Annotated in this window: 14 protein-coding genes; 4 read left to right on the plus strand and 10 right to left on the minus strand. The window is 45.6% G+C overall.

Annotated features, from left to right (window positions below; genetic code table 11):
• Nucleotides 1–44 precede the first annotated feature (44 nt).
• Nucleotides 45–644 carry a VOC family protein gene (locus ATB78_RS19695; RefSeq protein ID WP_061010034.1) on the minus strand — a complete coding sequence of 200 codons (600 nt, stop codon included), beginning with the start codon at nt 642–644 and terminating at the stop codon, nt 45–47.
• Between the two features lie 220 nt (nt 645–864).
• Here ATB78_RS19695 and argS point away from each other — a divergent pair, with 220 nt between their 5' ends.
• Nucleotides 865–2,598: an arginine--tRNA ligase gene (argS, locus tag ATB78_RS19700; RefSeq protein ID WP_005446437.1), complete on the plus strand. Its 1,734-nt coding sequence runs from the start codon at nt 865–867 to the stop codon at nt 2,596–2,598.
• Nucleotides 2,599–2,744: 146 nt separating this feature from the next.
• Complete coding sequence (locus ATB78_RS19705) at nt 2,745–3,173, plus strand: HIT domain-containing protein (protein ID WP_005446436.1); 429 nt, start codon at nt 2,745–2,747, stop codon at nt 3,171–3,173.
• Nucleotides 3,174–3,284: 111 nt separating this feature from the next.
• Here ATB78_RS19705 and ATB78_RS19710 read toward each other — a convergent pair whose 3' ends face one another.
• The 5 genes from ATB78_RS19710 to znuA all read right to left on the minus strand — a co-directional run bounded on the left by ATB78_RS19710 (nt 3,285) and on the right by znuA (nt 11,330).
• Nucleotides 3,285–3,515 carry a FeoC-like transcriptional regulator gene (locus ATB78_RS19710; protein WP_005426709.1) on the minus strand — a complete coding sequence of 77 codons (231 nt, stop codon included), beginning with the start codon at nt 3,513–3,515 and terminating at the stop codon, nt 3,285–3,287.
• A complete protein-coding gene (feoB, locus tag ATB78_RS19715) occupies nt 3,512–5,788 on the minus strand; it encodes a Fe(2+) transporter permease subunit FeoB (RefSeq protein ID WP_061010036.1) in 2,277 nt (758 codons plus the stop codon). The genes ATB78_RS19710 and feoB overlap by 4 nt, the downstream gene beginning before the upstream one ends.
• Nucleotides 5,788–6,015: a FeoA family protein gene (locus tag ATB78_RS19720; RefSeq protein ID WP_033005426.1), complete on the minus strand. Its 228-nt coding sequence runs from the start codon at nt 6,013–6,015 to the stop codon at nt 5,788–5,790. The genes feoB and ATB78_RS19720 overlap by 1 nt, the downstream gene beginning before the upstream one ends.
• Nucleotides 6,016–6,861: 846 nt before the next feature.
• Nucleotides 6,862–10,239 (minus strand): AraC family transcriptional regulator, encoded by a 3,378-nt coding sequence (locus ATB78_RS19725; protein WP_061010038.1) that lies wholly within the window; start codon nt 10,237–10,239, stop codon nt 6,862–6,864.
• Nucleotides 10,240–10,451: 212 nt separating this feature from the next.
• Nucleotides 10,452–11,330 carry a zinc ABC transporter substrate-binding protein ZnuA gene (gene znuA, locus ATB78_RS19730; RefSeq protein WP_039842844.1) on the minus strand — a complete coding sequence of 293 codons (879 nt, stop codon included), beginning with the start codon at nt 11,328–11,330 and terminating at the stop codon, nt 10,452–10,454.
• Between the two features lie 78 nt (nt 11,331–11,408).
• Between znuA and znuC the strand changes: the two genes are divergently transcribed.
• Nucleotides 11,409–12,203: a zinc ABC transporter ATP-binding protein ZnuC gene (gene znuC, locus ATB78_RS19735; RefSeq protein ID WP_061010040.1), complete on the plus strand. Its 795-nt coding sequence runs from the start codon at nt 11,409–11,411 to the stop codon at nt 12,201–12,203.
• Nucleotides 12,196–12,981: a zinc ABC transporter permease subunit ZnuB gene (gene znuB / locus ATB78_RS19740; protein ID WP_005436990.1), complete on the plus strand. Its 786-nt coding sequence runs from the start codon at nt 12,196–12,198 to the stop codon at nt 12,979–12,981. The genes znuC and znuB overlap by 8 nt, the downstream gene beginning before the upstream one ends.
• 119 nt (nt 12,982–13,100) lie before the next feature.
• On the opposite strand, the gene sucD is transcribed toward znuB, so the two are convergent.
• From sucD to sucA, 4 genes are all read right to left on the minus strand, one after another.
• Complete coding sequence (sucD, locus tag ATB78_RS19745; RefSeq protein ID WP_005436989.1) at nt 13,101–13,973, minus strand: succinate--CoA ligase subunit alpha; 873 nt, start codon at nt 13,971–13,973, stop codon at nt 13,101–13,103.
• Nucleotides 13,973–15,139 carry an ADP-forming succinate--CoA ligase subunit beta gene (gene sucC, locus ATB78_RS19750; RefSeq protein ID WP_005426700.1) on the minus strand — a complete coding sequence of 389 codons (1,167 nt, stop codon included), beginning with the start codon at nt 15,137–15,139 and terminating at the stop codon, nt 13,973–13,975. The genes sucD and sucC overlap by 1 nt, the downstream gene beginning before the upstream one ends.
• A 202-nt stretch (nt 15,140–15,341) precedes the next feature.
• Nucleotides 15,342–16,550 (minus strand): 2-oxoglutarate dehydrogenase complex dihydrolipoyllysine-residue succinyltransferase, encoded by a 1,209-nt coding sequence (gene odhB / locus ATB78_RS19755; protein ID WP_020196060.1) that lies wholly within the window; start codon nt 16,548–16,550, stop codon nt 15,342–15,344.
• 28 nt (nt 16,551–16,578) lie between these two features.
• Nucleotides 16,579–19,404, minus strand: coding sequence for a 2-oxoglutarate dehydrogenase E1 component (sucA, locus tag ATB78_RS19760; RefSeq protein WP_061010042.1), 2,826 nt, complete (start codon nt 19,402–19,404; stop codon nt 16,579–16,581).
• Nucleotides 19,405–19,465 lie beyond the last annotated feature (61 nt).

Here is a 19,465-nt window from a genome sequence, read left to right on the forward strand (position 1 = left end):
CTCATTTGGCAACCCTTTCTTTTTTATAGTTATTCAGAGCCAACTTATTCAGCCTGCTCAGACTCCACAATACGCTTAAGTGAATGCGGGTGCAGCTTGATACAAATGCCTTGATACTTAAACGCCACGGTTGGGTTGTTCAAGCGTTCGCCTTCCCCTTTCGGGCTCGACAGTTTGATCTTCACACCTAGCTCTTCTAACTCCTCAAAACGCGCGCCAAACGCTGGGTAAGTGTGTTTCAAATCAGCAAGAAACTCATCTGCGGTATCGGCGTGAGATGGAATCACGAACTCCACATGCTCCCAACTTTCGCTTGGGTAGATTTTGCCTTCCGCAGGGTATGGCAACTCCAGACACTCTATCTTCCAGCCACGGCTTTCTAACGCTTTGCCGAATTCAATAACAATAATCGGGCGACCGTTGATTTTCGCTTGTGAAATCACCTTACCGTATTTAATCCATGCTTCATGCGCGGCTTTCGCTGTTTCAGTATCGTTAATACGCAACGCAATATGGTCAGCTTGAGCAAAGCTCAGATCCAGTTTTAACAGGGATGCAAGCTCTTCAATCTTCGCCATAAATGCATCCAGATCTTGGATCATCAATTCAGGCGCTAGGCGTTTTTCAACTAGTTGAGTCGTCATTGTGGCTCTCTTATGGGGCGATTTATCTCATTACTCTGCGCGCAATAGTAAACGCAAACCAAGCCACATTTCCATTCAATCGAAAAAGTATAAATTTCCCCAATTCCTCTCTGTATGAAAAGCAATAAAGTTGTTATCATTAGCCCCATTTTTGTGAACTCCAACAGAACTCGGCACTTACTTCGCCGAGTTCTTCGTCCTTGAATTGAAGGAAACGCGTGTGAATATCCAAGCACTTATTAATGACAAAGTATCTCAGGCTCTAGAAGCCGCTGGCGCACCTGCAGGCAGTCCTGCTGCAGTACGCCAATCAGCAAAGCCACAATTTGGTGACTACCAAGCAAACGGCGTAATGGGCGTTGCTAAAAAACTGGGTACTAACCCACGAGAATTTGCACAGAAAGTACTGGATGTTCTAGACCTAGACGGTATTGCGAGCAAGACAGAAATCGCTGGTCCTGGTTTCATCAACATTTTCCTAAGCGAAGAATTCTTAGCAAAACAAGCGGAAGCAGCACTTGCTGATTCACGTCTTGGCGTTGCAGCAGACGAAGCTCAAACTATCGTTGCTGACTACTCTGCACCAAACGTTGCTAAAGAAATGCACGTTGGTCACCTACGTTCAACCATCATTGGTGATGCAGTAGTACGTACTCTTGAGTTCCTAGGTCACAAAGTGATCCGTGCGAACCACATCGGTGACTGGGGTACTCAGTTCGGTATGCTTATCGCAAACCTTGAGCGTGTACAACAAGAGTCTGGCGAAGTTTCTATGGAACTGGCTGACCTTGAAGGCTTCTACCGTGAGTCTAAGAAACTGTACGACGAAGACGAAGAATTCGCAGTGAAAGCACGTAACTACGTTGTGAAACTGCAAAGCGGCGACGAGTTCTGCGCAGAAATGTGGAAGAAGCTGGTTGACGTAACCATGATCCAAAACCAACGTAACTACGATCGTCTAAACGTATCTCTATCTCGTGATGACGTAATGGGCGAGAGCATGTACAACGACATGCTACCTAAGATCGTAGCAGACCTTAAAGCACAAGGTCTTGCGGTTGAAGATGACGGCGCGCAAGTTGTGTTCCTTGAAGAATTCAAGAACAAAGACGGCGAAGCGATGGGCGTTATCGTTCAGAAACGCGACGGCGGCTTCCTATACACAACAACGGACATCGCATGTGCGAAATACCGTTACGAAGAACTAGGCGCGGACCGCGTACTTTACTTCATCGACTCTCGTCAGCACCAACACCTAATGCAAGCTTGGACTATCGTTCGTAAAGCGGGTTACGTACCAGAGTCAGTATCTCTTGAGCACCACGCGTTTGGTATGATGCTAGGTAAAGATGGTAAGCCATTCAAGACTCGTGCAGGCGGTACGGTTCGTCTTGCTGATCTTCTTGATGAAGCAGAAGTTCGTGCAGCACAGTTGATCGAATCTAAGAACCCAGAACTAGCAGAAGACGAGAAGAAAGCGATCGCAAACACAGTTGCAATGGCAGCGGTTAAATACGCAGACCTTTCTAAGCACCGCACCACGGACTACGTGTTCGATTGGGATAACATGCTAGCGTTCGAAGGTAACACTGCACCGTACATGCAATACGCTTACACTCGTGTAGCATCTGTATTCGCTAAAGCTGGCGTTTCTATGGATGATCTACAAGGTGAAATTAAGATCACTGACGAGAAAGAAAAAGCGCTTATCGCAAAACTTATGCAGTTCGAAGAAGCGGTTCAATCTGTTGCTCGCGAAGGTCAACCACACATCATGTGTAGCTACCTATTCGAACTAGCAGGTCAGTTCTCTAGCTTCTACGAAGCATGCCCTATCCTAGTTGCTGAAGACGAAGCAGTGAAACAAAGCCGTCTGAAACTAGCAGCGCTAACAGCGAAGACCATCAAGCAGGGTCTGTCTCTACTAGGTATCGATACTCTAGAGCGTATGTAAGCGAATCGAGAATCGAGAATCGAGAATCGAGAATCGAGAATCGAGAATCGAGAATCGAGATGATTTCGAAAGGTTGGCGTGAAAGCGTCAACCTTTTGTTTTATCTGGCGTATACTGATGTCATTCAATTCAAATCGGATAATATAATGAGCTTTGAACTGCACCCTCAATTGGCAAAAGACACTACCGTTATCGGTCACTTCCCACTGTGTGTGGCGCTTCTGCATAAAGACAATGCCGTGCCATGGGTTATCTTGGTACCAAAACGTGCAAACCTAAAAGAGCTTCACCACTTGCCAATGAAAGAACAACAACAGTTTTTGCTAGAGTCTCAAGCGGTAAGCCAAGCACTGGAAGCAACATTCCGTCCAGACAAGTTAAACCTTGGCGCACTAGGTAACATGGTGCCTCAGCTGCACATTCACCATATTGCTCGCTTCAAAGATGACGTCGCATGGCCGGGACCGGTTTGGGGTAACACCAAAGGTGAATTCCGTACAGAAGAAGAGCAAAACGAATTACTTGGCCGCATTAAGAATGTGCTGTCACTGAGCTCTATTTTCCAAAAAGCATAACTGAGAGACTTTGCAAAGTCCGAGCTGATAAGTTGAAAAAGCCGCATCATTGCTGATGCGGCTTTGTCGTTTTTACGTAATAACTTTTTAGGTTAATAATTTTGACAATCGCTACATGGTGACTGTCAAAGACAAACCATCTTGTTTAGTCACTGAGTAGCGAACTCGAGTCACGTCATGAGCTTTATTGGTGTCAACTAAGCGGCTAATTTTACCCTTCTTAATCCACACGCTTAACATCGCGTCGGCACCATCTTCACTCATCCCAAACTGCTTAGCCAGATCTGACTGGGAGACGGTTCCTTTGTCTGCAATGTATTGATAAAGCTCTTTTAAAATCATGCTACTTGCGCCTCTAATGCACCGTTTTGCTTCTTACCAACACGTTTGAACACACGGTATGTGCCAAAGAAGATAGCAACGATCACAGCCATCCAAATACCACTTGTTACTGGGCTATCTGCGAAATGCGTCAATTGGTTGTAGAACGTCGCACATAGGTAAGCCAAGCCCATTGTCCAAACCGCGATAAAGCGTGCGAACTTATGACCAAACTCACGTACGTAAGCACCCATCGCCGCCACACAAGGTGTGTACAGTAGGATAAAGATTAGGTAAGCAAATGCGGCATTACCAGAAGCAAACTGCGATTTGATGTTACCGAAGATAGAAGCATCGACTTCTTGTTCTTCTGCAACTGCATTTGAGTCAGTTAAGTCACCCACTTCAATGCCTAGTGGATCTGAGTAGCTCAAACCGGCTAGGTTTTCAGGGATACTCATTACTGCCTCTTCTAGGCTGCCCATTAGATCAAATTCTGCGTCTTCACCGTCGCTTGGCGTTGTGTATAGACTGTTCAGCGTACCAACTACCGCCTCTTTTGCGAAGATACCAGTAATGATACCTACCGTCGCTGGCCAGTTGTCTTCTTGAACACCGATTGGTGAGAATACTGGAGTTACAACTTGCGCTGCTTTAGAAAGCACAGAGTTTTCGCTGTCTTCGTTACCAAAACTGCCATCAGTACCCAATGAGTTGAAGAAACTCAGAATAGCAACAACGATAACGATGGTTTTACCTGCACCAAGTACAAAGCGCTTTAGCTTTTGCCAAGTTTTGATCACCACGTTTTGTAGCGTCGGAAGCTCGTAATCTGGCATTTCCATCACTAGGCTGTCGCTGCTACCTGGATAAAGCGTGTGCTTAAGGAAAAGACCTGTGAAGATCGCTGCCACAATACCAAGTAGGTAAAGTGCGAATACAATGTTCTGACCAGAACCAGGGAAGAATGCCGCAGCGAATAGTGCGTAGACAGGCAGACGAGCACCACATGACATAAATGGCGCCATAGATGCAGCCAGTTTACGCTCACGTTCTTGGTCTAGAGTACGAGTTGCCATGATTGACGGAACGTTACAGCCAAAACCAAGAACCAACGGTACAAATGCTTTGCCCGGTAGACCGATCTTCTGCATCACTTTATCTAGTACGAATGCTGCACGAGCCATATAACCTGAGCTCTCAAGTACCGCTAGGAACAGGTACAAACACGCGATAACTGGAATGAAGGTTGCGACCGTCTGGATACCACCACCGATACCATCAGCAAGAACCGTCACTAACCACACAGGTAAATGACCGTCTAACAAGTGGTGACCACCATCAACCAACAGAGCACCAACACCGATATCGAAGAAGTCGATGAATGCACTACCAATGTTGATAGAGAACATGAACATTAGGTACATCACAACAAAGAAGAATGGGATGCCCACCCACTTGTTCAAAATGAATTGGTCTAGCTTTTCAGTCACGCTGCGGCTTAGCTTGCCTTCGCTACGGCGTACTTTCTTACACTCTTCATGAAGGTGTGTGTATTTGGTGTCAGCCACATGAAGGTCAACATCAAGATCTAGCTCGGCAATCGTATTTTCAACACTATTGCGGTCTGTATCCGACATGCTGTTAAGAACCAGTGCATCTTTTTCTAGTGCGCGAATCGCCAATGCTCGGTGAGAAACGGTTTGATCATTGAAAAGAGCCGAAACTTTGCCGATCGCCGCTTCCATTTGTTCACCGTAATTCAAAGCGACTTCTTTTAACGCGACACCTTGAACCACAGACTTGTGCAACTTCTCTTTAAATTCTGCTACTTGTGCTTTGTTTGTTGCTGACAGGCTAACTACCGGGCAACCCAACGTTTTTTCGAGTTCCGCAACGTTGATGATTTGGCGTTCACGCTTAAGTGAGTCCATTTTGTTTAATACCACAATCATCGGACGACCAAGTTCACGCAGCTGCAGTGTCATATATAAGCTACGTTCAAGACTTGTTGCATCGACTACGTTGATGATCAGATCAGCAGGGTGCGTCAGAACCGCACGAGACGCGATAGACTCATCGATACTATTACTGTCATTACCACTATCTAGAGAGTAGATACCCGGAAGGTCTGTCAGCAGAAATTCATCGCCAGCGTGTTTGAACTGGCCAGTTTTCTTTTCAACCGTTACACCAGCCCAGTTGCCGACTTGTTGTTTTGCACCAGTAAGGCCATTAAAAAGTGTCGTTTTACCGCTGTTTGGGTTACCGACCGTAAGAATTTGGTATTGCATTATGCTCGCTCCACTTCAATGTTCTGCGCAATGGCCTCTCGCAATGCAACAGAAACACCACGAACTTCAACTTGCAGTGGGTCGCCCATTGGAGCACGTCGAATAACTTTAACCTCAGTATTTGGAAGTAATCCCATTACCATTAGCTTTTTTCTGACGTCCGACGTAAGTCCTTCTAACAACCGAATTGTCACTGTTTCGCCAGGTTTAATTTCTGATAGCTTCATAGTGGCCCTTAAGAGTAGTGCAAATGATAAATATTATTATTAATAGTATAGGGCGCTAATGTTACTCTTCTATACCCTCTCATTCATTGTGTGAAATCAAAGATTTCATTAATGCTTTTGGCGAAATGAAACGTCAACTCCGTTAATTAATCTCACGTCATTTTCGTCAAAATCGAATATTTTCAGCCAAATGCAGATTAACACAAACGTAACATTTAAACTCATCAGCAGTAAAAATTACATCAAATACAGTTAGTTATAAATAAAAATACAACTTGTCGCTTTTCTCACATAAAGCTGTCGTTATTTTTATAAGAAAAATAAGTAAGGTCTCGTATAGTTAACCCATCGAGAGACAACAGCCTCTCAAAAGAATTCCAGAGGTGGCATGGCAACATGTCACTCCGGCAGCAAGCGAAGGTGTCATTGACACCCGTGGTATAGTCCCCCCGGCTATACCACGATATTTTTTTTCTTCTCTTTCTTCATTCGCTTCTCAATTAACTCCTTATAATTTCTCAACCTTCTTCTCAAACAAAGCTCAATTATCTCTATTGTCTCTCACCATCTTTCATAACCATTTTACTGCACATGTTCTTCATTAGATGGTTTGCGCGCGTTATCCCTTATCCCTTATCCCTTATCCCTTATCCCTTATCCCTTATCCCTTATCCCTTATCCCTTATCCCTTATCCCTTATCCCTTATCCCTTATCCCTTATCCTGTCAGATTAGAGAGCATGCCCTTCTGTCCAATATCTATATGACGTTCTTTACGACACCGTTCGTCTCACAGGCATGAAAAAACCCAGCACTAAGGCTGGGCTAGCTAATGTCAAATTAAGAGCTAAAGGCTCGTCTGACTATCTTGAGTCATGGCAAACTTGGAAGGAGGCAAGCCAAAGTGCAACTTAAACTTCTGACTAAAGTACGATGGGTCATTAAAACCACAGTTAAATGCAACCTCACTGATTTTCTCTCCTGCGAGTAGCTGTTCACAGGCTGTTTCTAATCTTACTTCTGTCACGTAGTCTTTTAGCGTTCTTGACGAAGCCGACTTAAAGCGCCGCTGTAGGCTTCGCTCAGACATATAAAGCATCTTCGCAGCAGACGCCGTACCAAACTCCGGATCGTGATAATGCTCAGAAACCAATTGGTAAACTTTCATCAACCACTCTTGCTCTGGTGAGGTAGTTTGCTGCTGTGGTTCAACTTCCGTAAACTCGGGCAATACTTCTTCAACATGGCTCGGTTCTTGAGCACATGGCCAAGTAATCTCTATTTTATTTTGAGCATCAGAAGCAAACATAGATAAATGCCCTCCACTTGCGGCAACAAGTTGAGGTAAGTTATCCATACTCAAATCTACATTACTGGCATTGGTTGGGCGCATTACTGCCGCTTTACTTGGTAATTGCGTTCCGTAGTCAATAAAACTCAATGAGACGATGTCATTAGCCTCGTCCAATACCAATTTAACCGACTGCCCTCGGAAAGAGCGTTTGATGATATTGGCGAAAATACTGTTGAATATGACATCAAGGTTAAAGCTTTCTAATGAAATACGGCTTGCTTTGTGATTGTCTTGCAGCTCAACACTGATACCGGCTTTAGAAAAGTCCTCACGCCAAACATCCACAACAGATTGCGTTATCTGACTCAGGTTATAGTTTTGACTTCCGTTACTGGTGTCTCCCGGAGAGCTCTTTAATTCGTTTAACTGCCAATACGTTTTTGATAGATGATCTTGAGTCACTGAATCTAAATCAACAGGTAACTTATGCGCTATCGAGTCAACGCTCGACTTAATTGACTGTGCAACATGGTCCACCAGCAAGTTTCTCACTTGAATCTGCTTTCTTAGTTGCTGGTTACTGGTCAATAAAACTCGACTTTGATGGCGAAGCTGGTTGGTTTTTAACGTCACTTGTGCTGCCAAGTCACGGTTCGCTTGCAACACATACCGTGAGCGCCAATACATCAAAAGAGCGACAATGGCGATGGTGACCAAAGTAAATCCAGTGATCGCCAGTTTGGACAAATACCAAGGTTTTAATACAGTGAATTTTGAGTCCAAACCGATTAAGCCAGACGCGAGCTGCGAATCATTACTCACCTGCAAGTGATAATCACCTGAGTTGAGATGTTCTAGTGTTAATTGACCACCTTCCAGCGATTGCCACTGGTCGCTCTCGTTCAAGCGATAATAGAGGTTTTGGTTATCCGGTTTCGGCATCACCCCAAAAAGAAAGCTTAACGAAGAGCCATGAGGTAGCTTCATACTTTCTAGGTCAGCACTACCAACTTGAACCACCTCATTTTCTAGCATGACTTGACTAACGATCAGTTGGGATTCTGGCGTGTTGGATACGAGTAACTTTGACGAATCAGCTTTGACTAAACCATATTGAGAGCCAAAGATAAGTTGGCGGTCACTATCTTCTGAGCGACGAATAACATTACAAACACCCGGAAGAAATTCATTATTAATGAGGCCGGATGCTGAAGAATAATGCTTCATCAACTGCCCTGAGAGATGGTAATAGCTGAGCCCCACTGATGAAGCAAGCCACACACCTTCTGAGTCACTGAGTAAACAGGCCGGGCGAGAGTTTGATACACTCATTTCCATCACTTCTTTTGCATCGCTACCCGGTACCGTTTTGAAAACACCATAAGCAGAAGCAAACCAATGAGAGCCATCAATCGCGGTAATGATATCGAGTGACTCACCGTACTTTTCTGAGAAGCGGTTAAATCGAATTCGCTCACCATCGTATTCATAGACGCCGTGGTCAGTACCAATCAAAAGCAAATCTTTTTTGTCATATAAACGGGTGATTTTAGCAGGCAAAAACTGGCTGACTAACCAATCGCTGCCGAAGTTTCTTATCCGCTGATTCGTAGCATCGATATTAAATAGTTGATAGCCGCTGGAAACCCAAAGTCGGTCAGTTCCATCAGAGACGATATGATCAATTTCCCTTCCAGCAATGACACGAAGGTATGGAAACGTCACACGCTGTAAGTTATTTAGGTTGTAAATCTCTAAACCGGAAGACGTGGCTATCCAGAGTTTTTCACCTTGAAAAGCAAATTCATTTATCTGGGATGGCAGATGTAAGACTTCAGTAATCTCTGAACTTCCTGAACGATACAACTTGTGGTCATCAGCAAACCATAATGCGCCATCTGGCCCTGTTAACGTTTGTCGAATACGTCCGGTCAGTGTTTGTTGGTCATAACTACTGAAGGTTATCCGCTCAAACTTTTTACTGAACAATGAGTAATAGCGAATACCTTGGTTGGTCGCAATCCACATACCACCCATATTGTCGTTCAATAACGAGTAGATTTTAGTGCTCGCTAATTCCAACTCAAGGAAGCTTGCTGGGGTTACTTGAGTCACCTCTCCACTCAAGAAAGAATACAAGTAGAGCCCCTGCTCCGTTCCTACCCAGTATTCTTGGTTGGTTTCCGCAAAAGTCAGCACATGCGAGGCACCGATTCTAATAACCGGTTTACTTGGCTCATAGATATTGAAGATCAGCGCCCCTTTGAGCGTGCCGACTAAAATCTCTCGCCTTGTATGGGAGTAATACACTTTTTCAATGTAATGCTTGCCAGAAGAAACCACATGGTTGAATTTACTTCCTTCAGATAAATAAACGCCTGACGTGGTCGCTAATGCCCATTTTGTCTCTACAAAAATAGCGTCATTAATATAGACGTAGCTGTTGTTGCTGTGCTGATAGAGCTGAAGCAAAGAGAAAGAGTTCAGTTCGCTGGTTTCAATATTGTAGGTATAGAAGTGCGCGCCATCGCTCACCCAAATAAAGTTACCCGATGAACCAATCTTTCGAATCTGCGAGCCAGGATTGAGGCTAAAAACCAAGCGACGCTCTTGGTTAGGATAAGTTTGGTACACTTCATTTTCGACAAACGTCCAGAATGAGCCTTTATGGTAGGCCAGTTGCTCGGCTTTTGTTTGCAGAAAACTTCCTGATTTAGGCAAGGTTGTCTGCCCATTGTAGAACAGTACTCGACCATGAACATCATGGATCCAAAGCCCACCATGCTCACCAGGAAACAATTTTTTCGCCGCAATAAAAGTCCCCTTAACCTGATTTGGCAAAGGGTAGAAGATCGCATTCGCTTCACTTGAAGCAAACGCTTGAAATGAGAGGATAAAAGCCCCAAAAAATAGGGCTAGTTGGCGCAGCAAGATAAAATCCTTACATGTATCAATACGTGCGACTCATGGTTTACTCATGCCTTCCATAGCTGAGTACGTATATGGTTATTTTGAGCCGCTAATTATTGATAATGATATCTCAATTCCATTGATAGAAAAGACTCACTGCGCCAAAGGTTTGTAATTCTTACTGCCAGATCACGTTAAACGCGTGTTCTGTGTAGAGAACAACAACACAATTGTTACTTTTCGCTCAAACACTGACTAAAGCTGTTTGAAATTCCTTTCAAGAATACAAAGTAACTACCTGATTTAACATCAACACTGCTACCCAATGGGTCAAGAACGCCAGCATTAACATCGCTGCCACGCATCACACTTTCAACCACAGCAGGGGTGAATTGTGGTTCTGAGAACACACAAGCGACATCACCCGTGCCCAATGTTTTACGGATATGAATCAATGTTTTTGCTCCCGGTTTACGATCTGGAGAAACCGTAAAGTGCCCGAGTTGATTTAGGTTGTAACGTGATTCAAAATAGCCGTAAGCATCGTGGAAAACAAAATAACCTTTGTCTTGCACTGGTGTCAGTTGTTGCTTAATCTCCGCATCCGTAGCTTTTAACTCCGCTTCAAACTTCTTCAAGTTTGCTGCGTAAGTGTCTGCATTCGTAGGATCGATTTCTGCAAGTTTGTGAGCGATAGCGTTGGCAACTTGTTTTACGGTTTCAACACCCAACCAGAAATGTGGATCATGCGTGCCGTGATCGTGACCATCATGGTGATCATGCTCACCACTAAATGCACGTAACGATAGGCCCGGAATTTCGCTAACAGTTAGCGTGTTACCTTTATCCGTCACCACTTTCTCTAGGAAAGGTTCGAGATCATGGCCGTACCAAATAACAAGGTCGGCAGCAGCTACCTTCTTCACATCCGATGGACGTAAAGCGTAATCGTGTGGCGAAGCATTGTTTTGTAGCAGAACTTCCGGCTCAGTAACGCCTTCCGTCAGCTCGGTTGTGATCATTTGAATAGGTTTAATACTAGTCAACACGGTTACCGCATGAGCAGGTAAGGTTAACATTGCTGAAACAGCAAGAATTATAGCTCTTTTCATAGTTTTACTTGGGGTATAGCGTGGAAAGTGAGATAATGTTACATTATAACATTAACAATTTGCAAATGAGTTTCATTCATGTCTTCACTAGTCCGTCTTGAGCAACTGTGCGTCGAGTTTGACGAACGCAGAGTTCTCGACAATGTCACAATGGAATTAGAAAAGGGCAAGATCACTACCCTAATTGGTCCCAACGGAGCGGGAAAATCGACGTTAGTCAAAGTCATTCTAGGTCTCCAAAAACCAACCAGTGGTAAATTAACCAAGCAACGTAAGCTGAAAATTGGTTATGTACCCCAGAAGCTGAAACTCAACGATTCTCTTCCATTGAATGTCATTCGTTTCCTAAACCTTGCTGGCAAGTATAGCAAGCAGGAATGCCTCGACGCGTTGCGTCTTGTTGGCGCTGAACACCTCATCAAAAGTAACATGCACCGTCTTTCTGGTGGTGAAAACCAACGTGTACTGCTTGCTCGCGCCCTACTTCAACGTCCTGAATTGCTCGTGCTTGATGAACCAGCTCAAGGTGTTGATGTTCAAGGTCAAATCGACTTATACGATCTGATTGAGAGCATTCGCCATCGCTTCGATTGTGGCGTGTTTATGGTATCTCATGATCTGCATTTGGTCATGGCTAAGACCGATGATGTGATCTGCTTGCATCATCACGTATGCTGCTCTGGCTCACCGGCAACCATTACTCAGCACCCGTCTTATATCGCGTTGTTTGGCAATGCGACTCGTGAGTCATTGGCATTCTATCACCATGACCACGACCACGACCATCATCACCACGATTTAGCAGGCTCTCCAGTGACGGGTGATGCAACATCATGTTCTAACCACTCTCACGGACACCATCATCATGATTGAGTTTTTATTGCCTTCAATTTTAGCCGGTATCGGTATCGCAATCATTGCTGGTCCACTCGGCTCTTTCGTGGTTTGGCGAAAAATGGCCTACTTTGGCGATACGCTCGCCCATGCCTCTTTAATGGGCTTGGCACTAGGCTTCTTGCTCAACATAAACCTTTACCTAGCATTGTTGGTTTGTTGCTTAGCACTTGCTGTACTGCTGGTTACTTTGCAAAAACAACAGCTTGTCGCTACCGATACGCTGCTAGGTATTCTGGCACACAGCGCCTTATCGATTGGCTTGGTGTCGGTCAGCTTCCTAGAGAACGTTCGCGTGGATTTGATGAGCTACCTGTTTGGTGATTTGCTTGCAGTTTCACCACAGGATTTAATGTTCATCTACGCTGGAGTGATCGGTGTCAGTGCTTGTCTGTATGCATTCTGGCGACCGCTTTTATCAAGCACTGTAAGTGAGGAGCTAGCTGCCGTTGAGGGCGTGAATACCGATTTAGTGCGCTTAGTGCTAATGCTCATGGTCGGTGTGGTTATCGCTGTCGGGATGAAGTTTGTTGGTGCGCTAATCATGACTTCTCTATTGATTATCCCAGCCGCAACTGCACGTAAAGTGTCGTCTTCACCAGAACAAATGGCCTTGTTTGCCTCAATTATTGGCTCTATCGCGGTACTGATGGGCCTAAGCCTGTCTTGGCATTTCGATACACCAGCAGGCCCTTCAGTTGTGATTAGCGCGACATTCCTATTTATGCTTAGCCAGCTGATTAAACGCAAAGCCTAGTAACGAAATAACTATATAACTAAATCGCGTTAAAGATTAAACACAAGCCATTGTGAAATAGAAAAAGAAAAGCCTGCGAAATCGCAGGCTTTTTAATGCTTATACAATGGTTTGGATGATTACCAACCTGTCACTTCACGTAGACCTTTACCAATCTCAGCTAGAGATTTCACAGTCTTAACGCCAGCCGCTTCTAGTGCTGCGAATTTGTCTTCTGCAGTACCTTTACCACCTGAGATGATTGCGCCTGCGTGACCCATACGTTTACCAGGAGGAGCGGTAACACCAGCAATGTAAGAAACCACTGGCTTCGTTACGTTTTCTTTGATGTAAGCCGCCGCTTCTTCTTCCGCAGTACCACCGATTTCACCAATCATTACGATTGCTTCAGTTTCTGGATCTTCTTGGAAAAGCTTCAGGATGTCGATGAAGTTTGAACCTGGGATTGGGTCGCCACCGATACCAACACACGTTGACTGACCAAAGCCTTCGTCTGTCGTTTGCTTAACCGCTTCGTACGTTAGAGTACCTGAGCGAGACACGATGCCCACTTTACCTTTCTTGTGGATGTGACCAGGCATGATGCCGATCTTACACTCATCAGGCGTGATAACACCCGGACAGTTAGGACCGATCATGCGAACGCCAGTTTCTTCTAACTTCACTTTAACGTCGATCATATCTGTTGTTGGGATGCCTTCAGTGATCGTTACGATAAGCTCGATGCCTGCGTCGATCGCTTCTAGGATTGCATCTTTACAGAATGGTGCTGGAACGTAGATAACCGTTGCTGTTGCGCCAGTCACTTCTACAGCTTCACGTACAGTGTTGAATACAGGAAGACCAAGGTGAGTTTGACCACCTTTACCTGGAGATACACCACCAACCATTTGTGTACCGTAAGCAATTGCCTGCTCTGAGTGGAAAGTACCTTGACCACCAGTGAAGCCCTGACAGATTACTTTAGTGTCTTTGTTAATTAGTACAGACATTATTTAGCCTCCGCAGCAGCAACAACTTTCTGAGCAGCATCTGTTAGCGACTCAGCAGCAATGATATCAACATCAGAATTAGCAAGAACTTCGCGACCTAGGTCAGCGTTAGTACCTTCTAGACGAACAACAACAGGTACCGTTACACCAACTTCTTTCACCGCACCGATGATGCCTTCTGCGATCATGTCACAACGAACGATACCGCCGAAGATGTTTACTAGAACAGCTTTTACGTTGTCATCAGATAGGATGATCTTGAATGCTTCTGCTACACGCTCTTTTGTCGCGCCACCACCTACGTCTAGGAAGTTAGCTGGCTTGCCACCGTGTAGGTTTACGATGTCCATTGTACCCATCGCTAGACCCGCGCCGTTAACCATACAGCCAACGTTACCGTCTAGTGCTACGTAGTTCAGTTCCCACTGAGCTGCGTGTGCTTCACGCTCGTCTTCTTGTGAAGGATCGTGCATTTCACGAAGCTTAGGCTGACGGTATAGCGCGTTTGAGTCGATGTTGATCTTACCGTCAAGACATAGCAGGTTGCCTTCACCAGTAATAACCAACGGGTTGATCTCTAGTAGCGCTAGGTCGTACTGAGAGAACATAGTGCCAAGACCCATAAAGATCTTAACGAATTGTTTGATTTGGTCACCTTCAAGACCAAGTTTGAATGCTAGCTCGCGACCTTGGTAAGCCTGAGGGCCTACTAGTGGATCGATTGCTGCTTTGTGGATTAGCTCCGGCGTTTCTTCCGCAACTTTTTCGATTTCCACACCACCTTCAGTAGAAGCCATGAAAACGATCTTACGAGTCGCGCGGTCTACAACCGCACCAAGGTAAAGTTCGTTAGCGATGTTAGACGCTTCTTCCACAAGGATTTTAGTAACAGGCTGACCATTTGCGTCTGTTTGGTAAGTAACCAAGTTCTTACCTAGCCATTTTTGTGCGAATTCTTTTACGCCGTCTTTTGTATCGTGTAGCTCAACACCGCCCGCTTTACCGCGGCCACCAGCGTGAACCTGACACTTTACAACTTTCTTTTCAGTAGTGATGCGACCCGCAGCTTCAAAAGCTTCTTGTGGCGTATCACATGCGTAGCCTTCCGGTACAGGCAAACCGAATTCTGCAAACAGCTGTTTGGCTTGGTATTCATGCAAATTCATTTTGATATTCCGTTTGTTTATCCCTTAAGGGATTTATTATTTCCATAACGCCGCTTGATGCGGTACGTCTGTAGGGTCTTCTCAAATCAACTGCTTATTGATATATCGGGGGCAGTTCAAGTGAAGGCCAGACGCTGAGCCAGTCTAGCCTTGGATGCTGTAGACGTCGAGCCATCAAGGACAACTCGACGTTTTAGCGATATTAAACGTCTAATAGCAGACGCGCTGGGTCTTCTAGTAGCTCTTTAATGGTTACTAGGAAGCCCACTGACTCACGGCCATCGATCAAACGGTGGTCGTAAGATAGTGCTAGGTACATCATCGGCAAGATTTCTACTTTGCCATCAACCGCCATTGGGCGCTCTTGGATTTTGTGCATACCCAAGATTGCTGATTGTGGTGGGTTGATAATCGGAGTAGACATCAGTGAACCAAATACACCACCGTTAGTGATAGTGAAGTTACCACCCATTAGCTCATCAACGGTTAGCTTGCCATCACGACCTTTAATTGCTAACTCTTTAATGCCCTTTTCAACATCTGCAAAACCTAGCGTGTCACAGTCTTTAAGTACTGGTGTCACTAGGCCACGTGGCGTAGAAACCGCCATGCTGATATCAAAGTAGTTGTGGTAAACAATGTCATCACCATCGATAGATGCATTCACTTCTGGGTAACGTTTTAGTGCTTCTGTTACAGCTTTCACGTAGAAAGACATGAAGCCTAGACGAATACCGTGGCGCTCTTCGAACTGGTCTTTGTACTGCTTACGAAGATCCATGATTGGCTTCATGTTTACTTCGTTAAACGTAGTTAGCATTGCCGTGTTGTTCTTCGCTTCTAGAAGACGGTTTGCTACTGTCTTACGTAAACGCGTCATAGGAACACGTTTTTGGCTGCGTGCGGCTGCAGGTGCTTCAACGGCTGCTGGAGCTTCTGCTTTTGGCGCAGCTTTTGCGTTTGCAAGGTGAGCTTCGATATCTTCGCGAGTAATACGACCACCAACACCAGAGCCTTTCACTTGGCTTGCTTCTAGGCCGTGTTCAGCTAGAAGACGACGAACCGCTGGACTTAGCGCATCGTTGCTTTCTTCTGTAAGCGCAGCTTTATGACGCTTATCAGGAGACGCTTCTTTGTCTTCGGTTGAATCTGTTGTTGGCTCACCCGCTACAGCACCAGGCTTAAGCTTCGCGATCAACTGCTTAGAAAGTACTGTTGCACCTTCTTCTTCAATAATGGCTTCTAATACGCCGGCTTCCGGAGCTGGAACTTCAAGCACTACTTTATCGGTTTCGATATCAACCAGAACTTCATCACGCTCGACTACGTCGCCTGGTTGTTTGTGCCATGTCGCTACGGTTGCGTCAGCAACTGATTCAGGTAAATCTGGAACCAGAATTTCAATTGTCATATCTGTTTCTTCCTTTAACTTCTAGTTCTTAATGCGAAGTTTTTGAGTTCACGTTCAGAGCGTCTTCAACCAACGCTTTTTGTTGTTTCAAGTGCACCGACATGTAGCCTACTGCTGGCGAAGCAGAAGCTGGGCGACCTGCGTATTTAAGATCTGCACCTGCTGGAATAGCAGCACGGAAGTTGTGTTGGCTACAGTACCAAGCGCCCTGGTTTTGAGGCTCTTCCTGACACCAAACGAAATCTTCAACATTCGTGTATTGCGCAATCGCCGCTTGTACTTCATCCAGAGGGAATGGGTACAGTTGCTCGATACGCACAATAGCAACATCATCTTGTTCGTTATTGCGACGCTGTTCTAGAAGGTCGAAATAAACCTTACCTGAACAGAACACAACACGTTTCACTTTGCTTGGCTCCAGATTATCAATCTCTGGGATCGCTGGCTGGAATGTGCCTTCAGAAAGATCTTCTAATGAAGACGTACAAAGTGGATGACGCAGTAGCGACTTAGGTGACATAACAATCAGTGGACGACGCATAGGACGCACCACCTGACGACGGATCATGTGGTAAACCTGCGCAGGTGTAGATGGCACTACAACTTGCATGTTTTGTTCAGCACACAATTGTAGATAACGCTCTAGACGCGCTGATGAGTGCTCTGGGCCTTGGCCTTCATAACCGTGTGGCAACAGCATAGTTAGGCCACACAGACGAGCCCACTTTTGCTCACCTGACGAGATAAATTGGTCAATCACAACTTGCGCGCCGTTTGCGAAGTCACCAAACTGTGCTTCCCAAATGGTCAAGCCGCTTGGCTCTGCCGTTGCATAACCGTACTCAAATGCCAATACCGCCTCTTCTGACAACACAGAGTCAAAAACTTGGAATGGACCTTGTTTGTCATGAATATTCGCCAGCGGGATGTAAGTGCTCGCATCATTTTGGTTATGCAGAACAGAGTGGCGGTGGAAGAAAGTACCACGACCTGAGTCCTGACCGGAGATACGAATACGCTTACCATCATCAACTAGGGTTGCGTACGCCAGTGTTTCAGCCATACCCCAATCAAGCGGTTTCTCACCGCTGATCATTGCAGAGCGATCGTTGTATAGCTTGTTTACACGGCTTTGTAGCTTATGGCTGTCTGGGTATTGGATTAGACGTTGACCAAGCTCTTTCAAGCGAGTTGAATCGAACTTGTTGTCCCACTCAACATCCCAGTCGTGACCTAGGTATGGAGACCAGTCGACTGAATGAAGAGCCATTGGACGCCACTCTTTTACCACAACTTCACCTTTATCCAGTGCGTCGCGGTACTCGTTCACAAGCTGAGTTGCAACTTCAATGTCTGATTCGTTTTTATCGATCAATACATCAGCGTATAGCTTGCGTGGTGTTGGGTGCTTTTTGATTTTCTGGTACATCAACGGCTGAGTTGCATTCGGCTCATCCGCTTCGTTGTGACCATGACGACGGTAACAAACCAAATCAATGACAACATCACGTTTGAACTCGTTACGGTAATCCAATGCAATACGCGTTACGAAAGCAACCGCTTCTGGATCGTCAGCGTTAACGTGGAAAATCGGAGCCTGTACCATCTTAGCGATATCAGTACAGTACATGGTAGAACGCGTATCACGAGGGTTAGAGGTTGTGAAACCAACTTGGTTGTTCACAACAATACGCACAGTACCACCAACGCAGAAACCACGAGCAAGAGACATGTTGAACGTCTCTGCTACCACGCCCTGACCTGCGATCGCAGAGTCACCGTGAATAGTGATTGGTAGTACGCGGCTGCCATCAAAGTCACCAAGGCGATCTTGACGTGCACGAACTGAACCGATAACTACTGGGTTTACAATCTCAAGGTGAGATGGGTTAAATGCGAGCGCTAGGTGAACATCACCACCTGGCGTTGCAAAGTCTGCCGAGAAACCTTGGTGGTACTTAACATCACCTGTACCCCATGTTTCGTCGTGTTTACCTGCAAACTCATCAAACAAATCTTGAGGCTTCTTACCAAGAACGTTGACCAACATGTTCAAACGTCCACGGTGAGCCATACCGATGACCACTTCACGCATGCCGCTGGTACCAGCATGACGAATCAGTTCTTTTGTCATCGGAATCAGTGCATCACCACCTTCTAACGAGAAACGTTTTGCACCTGGGAACTTAGCACCCAAGTAACGCTCGAGACCTTCAGCAGCCGTAAGCTCCTCAAGGAATGTACGTTTTTCGTCTTTATCGAAAGATGGCTGACCAACCACAGACTCTAAACGTTGCTGGATCCAACGCTTTTGCTCTGTATCTGTCATGTGCATGTATTCTGCACCAATAGAACCACAGTAGGTTTTCTTTAGTGCTGAGTAGATTTCTTTCAACTGCATCGTCTCTTGGCCAATGGCAAAAGAACCTACGTTGAAAGTTTCTGCGAAGTCATCTTCGGTGAGATTGTGGAATGCAGGGTCTAGCTCCGCCACAGGTGGACGTTGCCATAGACCTAGAGGATCGAGCTCTGCAGCTTCATGACCGCGGAAGCGGTATGCGTTGATAAGCTGGAGAACTTTTACTTGCTTAGCGTCGACATCTGGATCACTAACTTGGACACTGTAATGCTTTGTTTCTTGAGCGAGTCGTCGGAAGTAGTCACGGACACGCGAATGCGGCTGTTCAGCCACTTCTTCTGAGCTTTTAGGCAGCTCATCGAATACGCGTTTCCACTCCTCACTTACCAGATCGGGGTCACTTAGATACAGTTCGTAGAGGTCCTCTACATACGTTGCATTGGCGCCAGCCAAGTGTGAAGACTCGAGCCATGCCTTCATCACGCCGTTGTGCATATTTTCCCTTAACCAGTAGTTTTCACGTTTGCTTCGGTCTGCGCCGAGCTATTAAGAGCCG

It is taken from the genome of Vibrio sp. CUB2 (genome assembly GCF_001557945.1).
In the GTDB taxonomy this organism is placed as follows: domain Bacteria; phylum Pseudomonadota; class Gammaproteobacteria; order Enterobacterales; family Vibrionaceae; genus Vibrio; species Vibrio owensii.

Excerpts from the sequence above, each read along its gene's own strand:
- znuA (WP_039842844.1), bottom strand. The coding sequence starts at position 11,330 with ATGAAAAGAGCTATAATTCTTGCTGTTTCAGCAATGTTAACCTTACCT.
- sucC (WP_005426700.1), bottom strand. The coding sequence starts at position 15,139 with ATGAATTTGCATGAATACCAAGCCAAACAGCTGTTTGCAGAATTCGGT.
- sucD (WP_005436989.1), bottom strand. The coding sequence starts at position 13,973 with ATGTCTGTACTAATTAACAAAGACACTAAAGTAATCTGTCAGGGCTTC.
- ATB78_RS19720 (WP_033005426.1), bottom strand. The coding sequence starts at position 6,015 with ATGAAGCTATCAGAAATTAAACCTGGCGAAACAGTGACAATTCGGTTG.
- sucA (WP_061010042.1), bottom strand. The coding sequence starts at position 19,404 with ATGCACAACGGCGTGATGAAGGCATGGCTCGAGTCTTCACACTTGGCT.
- ATB78_RS19710 (WP_005426709.1), bottom strand. The coding sequence starts at position 3,515 with ATGATTTTAAAAGAGCTTTATCAATACATTGCAGACAAAGGAACCGTC.
- znuC (WP_061010040.1), top strand. The coding sequence starts at position 11,409 with ATGTCTTCACTAGTCCGTCTTGAGCAACTGTGCGTCGAGTTTGACGAA.
- feoB (WP_061010036.1), bottom strand. The coding sequence starts at position 5,788 with ATGCAATACCAAATTCTTACGGTCGGTAACCCAAACAGCGGTAAAACG.
- znuB (WP_005436990.1), top strand. The coding sequence starts at position 12,196 with ATGATTGAGTTTTTATTGCCTTCAATTTTAGCCGGTATCGGTATCGCA.
- ATB78_RS19705 (WP_005446436.1), top strand. The coding sequence starts at position 2,745 with ATGAGCTTTGAACTGCACCCTCAATTGGCAAAAGACACTACCGTTATC.
- odhB (WP_020196060.1), bottom strand. The coding sequence starts at position 16,550 with ATGACAATTGAAATTCTGGTTCCAGATTTACCTGAATCAGTTGCTGAC.
- ATB78_RS19695 (WP_061010034.1), bottom strand. The coding sequence starts at position 644 with ATGACGACTCAACTAGTTGAAAAACGCCTAGCGCCTGAATTGATGATC.